11 protein-coding genes are annotated in these 12,326 nt (G+C 40.3%); 7 read left to right on the top strand and 4 right to left on the bottom strand.

Annotation, left to right across the window (positions count from 1 at the left end):
• Positions 1 to 18 precede the first annotated feature (18 nt).
• The 5 genes from CVS89_RS00580 (at position 19) to CVS89_RS00600 (ending at position 8,058) form a co-directional block, all read left to right on the top strand.
• Positions 19 to 1,668 (top strand): sensor histidine kinase, encoded by a 1,650-nt coding sequence (locus tag CVS89_RS00580; protein WP_107848488.1) that lies wholly within the window; start codon positions 19 to 21, stop codon positions 1,666 to 1,668.
• 3 nt (positions 1,669 to 1,671) lie between these two features.
• Positions 1,672 to 2,349 carry a response regulator transcription factor gene (locus CVS89_RS00585; protein ID WP_009295214.1) on the top strand — a complete coding sequence of 226 codons (678 nt, stop codon included), beginning with the start codon at positions 1,672 to 1,674 and terminating at the stop codon, positions 2,347 to 2,349.
• Positions 2,350 to 2,412: 63 nt separating this feature from the next.
• Positions 2,413 to 6,552, top strand: a complete 4,140-nt coding sequence (locus tag CVS89_RS00590) for an Ig-like domain-containing protein (protein ID WP_107848489.1) — start codon at positions 2,413 to 2,415, stop codon at positions 6,550 to 6,552.
• Positions 6,553 to 6,701: 149 nt separating this feature from the next.
• A complete protein-coding gene (locus tag CVS89_RS00595) occupies positions 6,702 to 7,238 on the top strand; it encodes a hypothetical protein (protein WP_107848490.1) in 537 nt (178 codons plus the stop codon).
• 85 nt (positions 7,239 to 7,323) lie between these two features.
• Positions 7,324 to 8,058 (top strand): hydroxymethylpyrimidine/phosphomethylpyrimidine kinase, encoded by a 735-nt coding sequence (locus CVS89_RS00600; RefSeq protein ID WP_107848491.1) that lies wholly within the window; start codon positions 7,324 to 7,326, stop codon positions 8,056 to 8,058.
• Between the two features lie 2 nt (positions 8,059 to 8,060).
• On the opposite strand, the gene CVS89_RS00605 is transcribed toward CVS89_RS00600, so the two are convergent.
• The gene (locus tag CVS89_RS00605; RefSeq protein ID WP_107848492.1) at positions 8,061 to 8,480 is read right to left on the bottom strand and encodes an RDD family protein; all 420 of its coding nucleotides are present in this window, start codon (positions 8,478 to 8,480) and stop codon (positions 8,061 to 8,063) included.
• 191 nt (positions 8,481 to 8,671) lie between these two features.
• Positions 8,672 to 9,655 (bottom strand): phosphoribosylformylglycinamidine cyclo-ligase, encoded by a 984-nt coding sequence (gene purM, locus CVS89_RS00610; RefSeq protein WP_107848493.1) that lies wholly within the window; start codon positions 9,653 to 9,655, stop codon positions 8,672 to 8,674.
• 79 nt (positions 9,656 to 9,734) lie between these two features.
• On the opposite strand from purM, the gene coaE reads away from it, so the two are divergent.
• Positions 9,735 to 10,337 carry a dephospho-CoA kinase gene (coaE, locus tag CVS89_RS00615; protein WP_107848494.1) on the top strand — a complete coding sequence of 201 codons (603 nt, stop codon included), beginning with the start codon at positions 9,735 to 9,737 and terminating at the stop codon, positions 10,335 to 10,337.
• On the opposite strand, the gene CVS89_RS00620 is transcribed toward coaE, so the two are convergent.
• The gene (locus CVS89_RS00620) at positions 10,327 to 10,947 is read right to left on the bottom strand and encodes a DNA alkylation repair protein (RefSeq protein WP_107848495.1); all 621 of its coding nucleotides are present in this window, start codon (positions 10,945 to 10,947) and stop codon (positions 10,327 to 10,329) included. The two genes, coaE and CVS89_RS00620, sit on opposite strands and share 11 nt — an antisense overlap.
• Positions 10,948 to 11,022: 75 nt before the next feature.
• Here CVS89_RS00620 and dapF point away from each other — a divergent pair, with 75 nt between their 5' ends.
• A complete protein-coding gene (gene dapF / locus CVS89_RS00625; RefSeq protein WP_107848496.1) occupies positions 11,023 to 11,766 on the top strand; it encodes a diaminopimelate epimerase in 744 nt (247 codons plus the stop codon).
• A gap of 146 nt (positions 11,767 to 11,912) precedes the next feature.
• On the opposite strand, the gene rplT is transcribed toward dapF, so the two are convergent.
• Entirely contained in the window at positions 11,913 to 12,269 is a 357-nt protein-coding gene (rplT, locus tag CVS89_RS00630; protein ID WP_004317321.1) for a 50S ribosomal protein L20, read from the bottom strand.
• Positions 12,270 to 12,326 lie beyond the last annotated feature (57 nt).

The following is a 12,326-nucleotide window of genomic DNA, read 5'->3' on the forward strand; positions in this document are numbered from 1 at the left end:
TTAGATATACTGCCGCCTATGCGTATTAATCTAAAATCACAAAATATTAAAATTTACGCGATCATCTTGATCGCCAGTCTCTTTGTCATGCTCCTTGGGCTAAACAGCTACAACAATGCAAAAGAAAAGATCATCGAACTATCTGATAAAAACAACATCGCAGTTAGTAAAAACATCGTTAGCAACTTTCAAATTTGGCTTGATGAGCGCTTAAATTCGCTCATCCGTGCGTCAAAATTTATCCAAAACTCTAATATCATTGATGACGATACTAGGGTGGCAAATTTCATAAAGCTCTTTAAAGAAAATGCGAAAGAATTTGATCTCATGCAGCTTCTAAGAGAGGATGGCGAGATCTTTGTAGATGGGCAAAAGATCTCAGAAGAGGTGATGTCAAAGCGTGAGCGAGCGGGGCTTATCTGGTATGTCGAGACAAAAAATACAAATGCCCCAAGCGTAAATTTCATGCAAAATCACAAAATTTTAAATGACTCTACTTTAAATTTATGCGTGCCAGTTGAAAAAGACGCGAAATTTGAGGCGGCACTTTGCGGCGTCGTGCGCATAGGCACTATCTTTGATAGCATCAAAAACTTTAGCCTTGCGCCAAATTCTTACTCATTTTTAGTAACTCACAGCGGCGAGATCCTCACATCGATGGCCGATGCGACGCTTAAAAGAGAGATAGAGGAGAAATTTAAGGAGCTATTTTTAAAAGATGAGGACATCACTAGCCTAAAGATAGGGCAAAATTTGATCCAAGTAGCCGAGATACCGACGATGAACTGGTTTATCGGAGCTGGCACAAACAACGAAGAAGAAATTTTAGCCATGACAAGAGAGGCGCTAAAAAACGCCCTAAATTTACTATTCGCCTTTGTGGCACTTGCATTTTTGGCAAACAGCCTGCACAACTTCATGTATAACAAGATAAAAAAGGTGCAAGACGAGTACGAGACCTTGCTATCGCACAGAGCCAAGATGAGCGAGGCTGGAGAGCTCATAAGTGGCATAAGTCATCAGTTCATCCAGCCAGTAAATTCGCTAAAACTTATGCTAAGCTCGGCGATAATGCTAAAAAAAGAGGGCAAGCTAAGCGATGAGGAGCTTTTAAATTTATTAAAAAAAGGGCAAAGCTCGATCGAACTACTTTCAAAAACAATCGAAATTTTTAGAAATTTTTACAAAAGCGCTGAAAATGTGAGCGAATTTGACATCCAAACAAGCGTTAGAAATTTAATAACACTTATGCACACAGAGCTTAGCCGTGCAAACGTAAGCGTGAAATTTAGCGGATTTGAAGAGATGAAGGTCTGCCAAATAGAAAACATCATCCAGCAAATTTTGCTAATCCTAATCCACAACGCAAAGGACTCACTAGTTGAAAGCTACAAAGATGAGCCGCTAAAACGCGTCATAGAGCTTAAATTTAGAAGCTTTGAAGATAAGTGCTACATCGGCGTTTATGATAATGGTGGCGGCGTGAGCTACGAGATGAGTAAGAAAATTTTTACATGGCTAAACACGACTAAAAAACAAGGAAATGGCATAGGACTTTACTTTGCTAAAAAGCTCGCGCGCGAGAAGCTAAATGGTGACATCACGCTTGCGCACAACCTAAAGCCAACGATTTTTGAGCTAAGCTTTGAGAAGAATTTAAAGGGTTAAAAGATGCAAGAGGCACTAGAAATTTTAAAAAAAGTATCTATCTTAGTAGCTGAAGATGACGAGATGGCAAGGGAGCTCATCATCACTGGGCTTAAGCCATACTGTGGTCAGGTAGTTGGCGCAAAAGATGGGCAAGATGGGCTGGAGAAATTTAAAAAACAGGGCTTTGACATCGTGATGAGCGACATTCACATGCCAGTGCTAAATGGCTTTGAGATGATGAATGAGATAAAAAAGCTAAAGCCTCATCAGAAATTTATCGTCTTTACCTCGTATGATAGCGATGAAAATTTGATCAAGAGCTATGAGCAGGGGGCGACCTTGTTTTTAAAAAAACCTATCGATATAAAGGATCTTAGATCGATGTTGATAAGCCTAAGCTTTGAGCGAGATGAGAAGCTAGTGCGCTTAAGCGATGAGGTGAGTATAAATTTAAAAAGAGAGAAAATTTATAAAAACGGCAGCGAGCTATACCTTAGCTTTTTGCAAAATAAGATATTTTGGCTATTTGCTTACAACCTAAACAAGCTTGTCACCTACGAGATGATAGAGGAATTTGTCTATGATAGCACCGAGGTGAGCAAGGCTGCGATACAAAATGTCGTGCTTCGCCTAAAACGCGAGCTTGGCGTGAAATTTAAAAACATCAGCGAGAGTGGGTATATCTTAGTTGTACCATAGTACAATTTACAAATCTTTTTCAATATATTAAAATACGTTCAAAATTTTAAATAAGGAAGTAAAATGGCAACAAGGATAGGCGTTATAAAAAGCATCTCACAAGGATCAAGTGTAATCGCAACTGCAAAGGACGGCACACAAAGAGTATTAAAAGTAGGCGATGAAATTTTTCTTGGTGAGACTATACAGACAACTGATATTGACTCAAAAGTAGTCATAACTGCAAACGATGGCAAAGACATTGCGATCATCGGAAAAGATACCCTAAATTTAGACAAGAGCGTAGCTCACAATGAGAGCTTTGGTGACGATAGCGTAGCTGATGTAAGCGCTATACAAAAAGCACTTCTTGATGGTGCAAACATCACAGATCTTGAAGAGACAGCAGCTGGTGGTAACGCAGCAGCTGGAGCTGGTGGAGATGGCGTAAGCTTAGGTGCTGCAAGCTTTGAAGAGGGTGGTCACTACTCAAACATTACTGATGATTATAGAAATTTACCTGATTCAAACAGAGTCTTTCAAACTCCAGAAAACTCAATCGGCGGCTACAACGATGGCAATGACGCAGGCAATGCAACTCCTGTTGCGCCAGTCATACCTCCAATCAGTGTTGATATCAAAACTTTAACTGATGATTTTGGCACTATAACTGGCGATTATAGCCTAGACGCACCAAGCGTACCTCGCACAAATGACGCTACTCCAACCATAAGTGGCACAGTTGAGCCTACTGCTGTAAGAGCGGTTGTTAGCGTGCTTGACAAGAACGGACACGAAGTCTTTACAAAAACTCTAAATCCAAGCGACTATACTGATGGTAAATTTAAATTTACAACTAACGAGTTAAGTGTAAATGGCAATCATGATGGCAATTATGAAGTAAAAATAGTAGCTACTGGAAGAGACGGCAATACTGCAACAGATAGTGGTAGCTTTGTACTTGATACAGTTGCAAAAATAACTATAAACGTTGAAACTGAGATGAGCCTTGTTAAAGAGTCTGAGATGAGCGAGGGACTAAAAGGAAATTTCTGGTTTAACCACATCTACGAGCCAGGCGTAAGCGGTACTGAGCTAAGACCTTATGCTTTTAATAATACAGAATACGCTCATAACGGTAAGAAGCAAAATGACTTTGTCGAATACTATATGAACAACACTAAGCCTTGGGCAAGCTTTAAAGCAAAAGAGCTAAATTTCCAACAAGGCAAAGGTGGCGATAGAGATAACACTGATAATGATGCTGGAACAGTCTCAGGACTAGACGGTGCTCATAATATGGTCGGCAAGATCGATCTTGATGGTAATGTAGTAACTCCAAATAGTGAGTGGGTAGCTCCAAATTTCAAAGCACTTGAGTACTTCATCGACAACGCAAAAGGTAGCGATATCCATATCCTAAGAGATGCTCCTAATGGCAAAAACACGACAGCTGGTGCGATGGTAAATTTAAAAGGCACTATGTATCTTGAGCCAGGGGACTATAAATTTGACGCAAAAAATACTGATGATAGCGTGAGATTTAAGATTGATGGTGTTACTATGGTTGATTATGACACTATCCACTCGGGAAATAGAGCCACAGTTACAACTTTACACGTTGATAAAGCAGGGTACTATGACTTTGATATGAGCTATGCAAACTATATCTACTGGGGCAAGTTAAAACTAACAGTTTCAAAAGATGGCGGACCTGAGAGCATACTTGGCTCAGAGGCAAGTGGCATAAAACTAAATTCAACCGACTTTGACAGCTACGTAGATACAGTAACAAGAAATGTCTATAAAGTAACTCAAAAGATCACAGGAACTGTGGATAATGTAGAAGATGGACAGATCGTAACTGTCACATCAAGCACCGGCGAGAGCCATACGGCTAAAGTGATAGATGGCAAATATGAAGTTGAGTTTAAAACAAGCGATCCAAAAGCGACATACACAGCTAAGGTTAGCGACCTTGTAGGCAACGAGGCGCAGGCATCATCAACTAAGCTAAATGTCGCTAATACAGACCTAATAGACGCTATAGATAATGACGCAAGCAATGTAAGTGCAAATACAAATACAGGCATAAACGATGCAACTAAATATTATAAATATACAACAGATGACATCGCTCAAACTGATAAATTTTCATCTAATGCACCACTACCAGTACTAAGCGACAAGACTCCGACATTTACGGGCAGCATAGATAGCAGCGCAACTAAAGCGATCATCACTGTGCTTGATAAAAATGGACATGAAGTCTTTACAAAAGAGCTTAGCCAAAGCGAATTTGCAAATGGTAAATTTGAAGTCACATCTGATAATTTAGAGGATGGTAGCTATAACATCAAAGCAACTGCTGTCTTTTCAAATGGCGACAAGAGCACGATAGTTAGCGAATTTGTAGTTGATAAGACGCCAGTTACTATAGAAAACATCAAGATCATCGAAAATGACGAAGAGGGGCAACACCATACGATCAATTTTAACCTCAAAAACTATGAGGATGGCGATAAGATCGAGAGTATAAAAATAGTAACAGCTGATGGAAATACTAACGTAATCTCTGTTGGCACAACTAAGCCAACTAATGGTGTGCTAAGCTTTGAGTACGATCACAAGATAAAACTAGGCGATAAGATCGAAGTTGAGATGACTGATAAAGCTGGTACAAAATATACTCATGTAAATGAAATTTTAGTTCCAACTATGACACAGTTTGAAAACGGCAATGATACAACTACAAATGCAAACAACCGCTCGGCTGAGAAGTTGTGGGGTACTATGGATATGAGTGAGAGTGGCTTTAGAGCTGATGGCTCAAGGATCGTTTCAAACGACGCTATACCATACCTAAGAGCTGTGATCCCAGAAGATGCAACAGCTGGCAATGCTAGCAATAATCAAACTGTAAGTGAGTTTTTAAATAGTGGTAGAGGCATATCATGGGGCACTGGCGATGTTAGATTTGTAGCAACTAACGTTGATAAAGGTGTTTCAAAAGATCTATTATCTCAAGCGATAGAAAAACCAATAGGCAATGTAACGCCTGATCACTACAATAGACTTACAGGCTATAACAACAGACTTGATCCCGCTGGCAAAATGGCTGATGGCGTTTATAAAATTTCTATCGATGGTAAATATCAAGGTGGAGATGAGCTACTTTACAACTCTATTAAATTTACGATCGACGCAACAGCTGCAACGATAAAAGACTCAAATTTAAGCTACGATGCAGCTACAGATAAAACCACATGGAGTGGAAATTTAAGTGAAAATGGAGTTGGCGCAAGCTACACACTAAAACAACACTTTGAAGAGGCAGTAAAAGGCATAGCTCTAAAAGATAGCATCACGCTAAGAGGTGCTGATGGACACATCATAACTGCAAATTCTGTAACGCTTGATGACAATGGAAATTTCGAAGCAGTATTTAACGGCGAAGTAAAAGCAAGTGATGTCTATCTACAAATTTCTGATATCGCTAAAAATACAACAGTAGATGCAGAAAATAACAACAATAACAATGTCATCACAACAAGTGAAGGCAACGACATCATCAACGTTGGAAACGGCGATAACGTCATACATGCAGGACGCGGTGAAAATGAAATTCACACAGGCAACGGCAACAACGTAATCATCACTGGTGACAACAACGACGTCATAACCACAGGAAGTGGCAACGACTACATCGACGCTGGCAGAAGCGGCTATACTGGCATGAACAAAGGCGATCTAGTAAATGCTGGCGCTGGCAATGATAAGGTTGTATTTACCTTTGATAATCCAAGAGCAGCTCTATCTCAAAGCCTAGATGGTGGCACTGGTACAGATACGCTTATCATGCGCCCAGTGGCAAAGGATGGCACTATCGACTTTGATAAGATAGACAACAAAGGCTTGAATAACGCGATCAAGAGTTTTGAAGAGATCCAACTTGGCATGGATGAGCATGGCAATGACAACCAAGCTGTTAAGCTACTAAATTTAAAAGCGGATAATGTATTTAGCATCACTGATGATGTAAATACTATCTTAAAAATAAGTGGCGACAACAAAGATAGCGTTTCATTAAAAGGATTTACTGAGGCTACAGATCAAAGTGGTGTCCAAGCTGGATATACAAGATACGAGGGTCAAACAAGCTCAGCTACTCCGACAACTATCTACATAGATGTCGATAACGATATAAATAAACAACTTGTATAAAATTTGGGCTTTTTAGCCCAAATTTCTTCTTTTAAATTTCTATTTTTACTCCCAAAAACGCCTTTAAAAACCATCTTTGTACCAAAGTACAATATACAAATTTAATAAAAAACACTAGAATAAATCAAAAATAAAAGTAAGGAATAAAGATGGCAGCTGTAGCCGGCAAGGTAAAAAGCGTCACATCTGATGTTGTAGCGATAGATAAAAACGACCGTGTAAGGGTTCTAAACGTAGGTGATGAGGTTTATATAGGTGAGAGTATAAAAGGCGAGAGCCAAAGTGCTAGCGTGACTATCACAGCAGTGGATGGTAGCGACATATCTCTAAATGGATATGACACGATATGGCTTGATAGTAGCGTGGTAAGTGCTGATACTAGCGCTGAAAATAGCATCGACACTGATGCACTCTTTAGAGCGCTTCTTGGAGAAAACTACGCTGAGATACTTGATCAGATGAATGAAAAAGTAGAAGATATGTTTGCAAAAACGCAGCCAAATGAGGCTGAAAATAGCTCAAATAGCCTTGAGAGCAGTGAAAATTTAGCGCATAAACATAGCGCAAATGATGAGATTTTATCTGACTCAAATGAGCTAAAAGTAGATAACTCTTACGAGCATGCAAATTTTGACGTAACTACGATATATATCGAGATCGATAACGACTTAAATAAACTTTCATAAAATTTGAGCCTCTTGGTTCAAATTTCTTATCCTAAAAATTAACTAATATCCCTTATAATAAGCCAAAATTTACAAAAGGAAAACGATGAAGAAAATTTTAATCATTGCAGGCTCTTGCAATAGCGGCACAGCAGGACTTCAAGCTGATATAAAGACATGCGCTAGGTTAAATTGTTACAGCGCAACGGCGGTTACTTCGTTAGTTGCTGAGACTACAGACGCGATAAAAAGCGTAGTTTGTCTTGAGCCTAGCTTTGTTAAAGACGAACTTAGCACGCTTGCGGATGAATTTAGCTTTGATGCCATAAAGATCGGCATGCTCTTTAGCGAGGAGATAATGGACGTGGTGCATGAGTTTTTGCTCACCCAAAAGTGCAAGATCGTGCTTGATCCAGTCTGCGTCTCAAAGAGCGGCCACAAGCTCATAAAAGATAGCGCAGTAGAGAAGCTAAAAGAGCTAATGAAGCTTGCCACCGTGGCCACGCCAAATTTAGATGAGGCAAATGTCCTTTTTGAAGGGAATTTCAAAGATCTGCCTTGCGATATCATCGTGAAAAAACATGTAAGTGAGGATAGCAGCATAGATACGCTTTATAGAAAAGATGGCTCGCTGCAAAATTTCAAAACTCCACTTGCTAGTCCGCTTGTGATGAGCGGCACTGGTTGTACTTTCTCAACGGCGCTTGCTTGCTACCTTGCAAAGGGCAAGAGCTTGGAGGAGGCCATAGGGCTTTCAAAAGAGTATATTTGTGAGATTATAAAAGAGAGTATCAATACAAAACTAGGCAAAAACCGCCTACTTTGGCACGGAGCAAAGTAAATTTAAGCTGCTTTTTGCACGGCGGCTGAGTGGGTTATGATGTCGTGTAAATTTAGCTTGTCTTTTCTAAAAAAGCAAAGGCAAAGTCCGATGACGCTAAAGCCAGCAAATGCAAAGCAAATTTGACGCAAGATCGCGTGAAAAAGGCTTAGTTTTTTGCCAGTTTGTAAATTTATAAGATAAATTTCTTGCGCTTTGTAGCCTGGAGTTTGCGCCTTTATGCTAAAAAAGAGGCACATTATAAATGAGATGATGCTATTTACCACAAAGATAGCAAGCTGGTTGTTTAAAAAGGCCTCTTTACCGCCAAGAACGAGATATGTGCTGATGTAAAATATCGGCATACCGATGATAAAAAGATCGATGATAGAGGCCTTTACTCTAGCCCAGATAGGTGCGATTTTTGCCTTTTGTTTTGCCAAGTCAATTTCCTGTATTTATAAAAATTTGGCTAAATTTCTAGTTGTTATCATGCGTGACGAAAAGCACAGTATAAACGCGCGGGACCTCGCACCAGTGCTTATAAATATCAAGCTTTTTTATCTCGCTTTTTAGCACACCAAAACAGCCTATATGAACGCTAAGATTTTTGATCTTAGCAGAAATTCTTGCATCAAACTAGCTCAACACCTTTGCCACTTACTACTTCGCCGATCACGTAGCCATCGCTATTTGCTAGCACAGCATCTACGTTTTCTTTAGGTACAACAAGGATCATGCCAACGCCCATGTTAAATGTCCTCATCATCTCGTTATCTTCTACTTTTTGCGCGAGGATTTTAAAAATTTCAGGCGTTTTTATAGCGCTTTTTTGCACCTTCGCGCCAAGTCCAGCAGGGAAGACGCGAGGCAAGTTTTCAACTATGCCACCACCTGTTATATGTGCCATCGCTGTGATCTTATCTTTTAATCTTAAAAAGTCGCTCACGTAAATTCTAGTTGGCTCAATAAGCACGTCGATGAGTTTCTTATCGCCCACTTTTTCATCAAATTTTAGCCCGAGTTCGCTTACCACTTTTCTTGCAAGCGAAAAGCCATTTGAGTGCAGGCCGCTACTTGGAAGTGCGACTAAAACGTCACCAGATTTTACAAATTTGCTCCTATCGATCTCGTCAGCCTCAGCGATACCCACGGCAAATCCAGCAAGGTCAAAGTCACCCTTTTCATACATCGACGGCATCTCGGCTGTCTCACCGCCGATCAGCGCGCACTGCGCCTTTTTGCAGCCATTTGCGATGCTTTTTACCACCTCTTTGGCGCTCTCTATCTCAAGCTTTGCGGTCGCGTAGTAGTCGAGGAAAAAGAGTGGTGTGGCGAAGTTGCAGATGAGGTCATTTACGCACATAGCGACTAGATCTTCGCCCACGCCGTCAAATTTCTTAGCGTCGATAGCTAGGCGAAGCTTCGTGCCAACGCCGTCGGTCGCACCTAAAATGGCTGGATTTTTATATCCGCTTGGCAGTCTGACCGCACCTGAAAATGATCCGATGCCGCCTATGACGTTTGGTGTTTGCGTAGATTTTACGAAAGGCTTGATCGCCTCAACAAAGCTATTTCCAGCATCTATATCGACTCCGGCATCTTTATAACTTATCATTTTCACCCTTTTGGTTATTTTTTAAAACTTTAGCCAAAAGTTGCTAAAATTGTTATCAATTTTCAAAAATGGAGCGAGTTTGCAGAAATTTCCAAACGCCTACGTCATCACAGGCTCGATCGCTAGCGGTAAAAGCACGGTTGTAAATTTACTAAAAGAGCGAGGTTTTAGCGTGATAGATGCGGACCTCATCGCGCACGAACAGCTTGAAATTTGCAAATGTGAGATAGTAAATGCTTTTGGCGAGCAAATTTTAGATGAGACTGGTAAGATAGATCGCAAAAAACTGGGCGCTATCGTCTTTCGTGAGCCAAAAAAGCTTAAAAATTTAGAGCAAATTTTGCACCCAAAGATAAAAGCTGAAATTTTATCAAAGGCCTTGCAGCTTGAGCGCTTGGGGCAGGTTTATTTTGTTGATATTCCGCTATTTTTTGAAAAAAGGGAGCGTTACGCTGAGTTTAAAAATGTAGCCGTGATCTACGCTCCAAAAGAGCTTTTGCTAAGCCGTCTAATTAGCCGAAATAGACTAAGCTTAAATGAGGCAAAAGCTAGAGTAGAGCTTCAGATGGACATCGAGCAAAAGAGAGAAATGGCAAAATTTGTTATCGATAATAGCAATGACAGGGAGAATTTAAAGCTGGAGCTAGAGAAATTTTTAAAGCAAATTTGCGCTATTTCTTGATAAATTTACTAGCAAATTTATATGTTTGCATGGTCTCTTTACTACCCAAATCCCAGCTATCAAGCTCAGCTTTTACTAAATTTGGAAATTTCTTGCTTATATCTTTTAAGGCATTGCCGACCGACTTTCTAAGATACTCGCTCTCGTCTTCTTTTAGGCTGGCAAGCCGCCTAATGGCCTCATCTGGGTTATCTTTAAAATAGGGCCTATTTGTCCATATCCTAAGCCCCTCGCTTACGGCTCTTTTTGCATTTGCGTTGCCATTTTTTAGCCACTCATCGATGGCAAAAAGTGCCTGCTCGTAGCCTACTTTTTTACAAAACTCATCAAACGCCTTTGCTAAAATTTCTTGAACTCGCCAGTTTTCATCTTTTGAAACTTCATCTCTCATAAATGCCAAAATTTCTTCACGATCCGATAGGTGTCCAAAGAGAAAAACGGCGTACATCCGCACTTGATAGAGCTTCGAGCCGTATGCTAGGTATGCAAGCTCTTTGCAGTGCGCAGCTCCCTTTGCTTTATAGTCAGCCAAAGCCCTTCTTTCTTGCTCTTTAAAGCCATTTTCTATCAAAGAAAACTCTTTTTCTAAATTTAAGATGTAGCTTTTCAAAGTGACTCCTTTAAAATCACTAATAACTCTTATCTAAATTTTAGTAAAATCACGCAAAAAATAAAAGGATGGCTCATGCAAGTCTCAAAATATAACGCTAGCGGCAACGATTTTGTCATATTTCATACATTTTTAGGCAAGGATAGAAGCGAGCTTGCAAGGCAAATTTGCAGCCGAACAAACGGCGTGGGAGCTGATGGGCTCATCGTGCTTTTACCTTACGAAAAGGGCGTGAAATGGGAGTTTTACAACAGTGACGGAAGCTACGCTGCGATGTGTGGCAACGGCTCGCGCGCGGCTGCTAGATATGCCTATCTAAACGGTCTTGTAAGTTCAAACGAATTTGCTCTGCTAACTGGTAGCGGCGAGGTGATGGCAAGCGTGAAAGATGAGCGCGTTGAGGTCGTGCTAACAAGTCCAAAAATTTTAAGCGAACCGCTAAATGAAGGTGGCAAAACTTGGTATTTTTATGATACTGGCGTGCCTCATCTTGTAAATTTCACGCAAAATTTAGATGAATTTGACGTCAAAGAGTGCAGGGCACTTCGTCAAAAATACAATGCAAATGTAAATTTAGCCAAATTTGAGGGCGGCGTTTTAAAGGTGAGAACTTATGAAAGAGGCGTGGAGGACGAGACGCTAGCTTGTGGCACTGGCATGGCGGCTTGCTTTTACGGTGCTACTTTAAATTTAAACGCAGCGCAATGTCTAAAAGTCTATCCAAAAAGCGGCGAAGAGCTTGGACTTAGGCTAGAAAGCGGCAAAATCTTATTTAGCGGAGCGGTGAAACACTGCTTTGATACGAGTATCGAAATTTAGTTTTTTTGGCTGTGGGTAGTTAAATTTGACTAGCAGTTTGTAAAAGTCGCGGGTAGTAAATTAAAACAAAGAGTTTTATAGAGTTTTTGTTATTAAATTTTAAAGTGTATAAAAAAGAAGATCTCCGCCGAAGCGGAGAAAAGGTGTTATTTCAAAGCATCTTTTGCTTGTTTTGCAAGTGCCGCAAATGCCTTCGCGTCATTCATAGCCAGATCAGCTAAAATTTTTCTATCAAGTTCGATCTTAGCTTTGTTTAAGCCGTTGATAAATCTTGAATAGCTAATGTCGTTTAGTCTGCAAGCTGCGTTGATACGAACGATCCATAAACGTCTGAAATCACGTTTTTTCTGGCGTCTGTCGCGGTATGCGTAAACTAAACTTCTCTCTAGTTGCTCTTTAGCTTTTCTAAAGTGTTTATGTCTAGCACTGAAAAAGCCACGTGCTAGCTTTAAAACTTTCTTATGGCGTCTTCTTCTAACTACGCCTGTTTTTACTCTTGCCATATTTATCCTTTTACAAATTGGCGCTCACAAAGTGAGTCTTGCCCCTAAATTTGGGGG

This window comes from Campylobacter concisus (genome assembly GCF_003048615.2).
In the GTDB taxonomy this organism is placed as follows: Bacteria; Campylobacterota; Campylobacteria; order Campylobacterales; family Campylobacteraceae; genus Campylobacter_A; species Campylobacter_A concisus_C.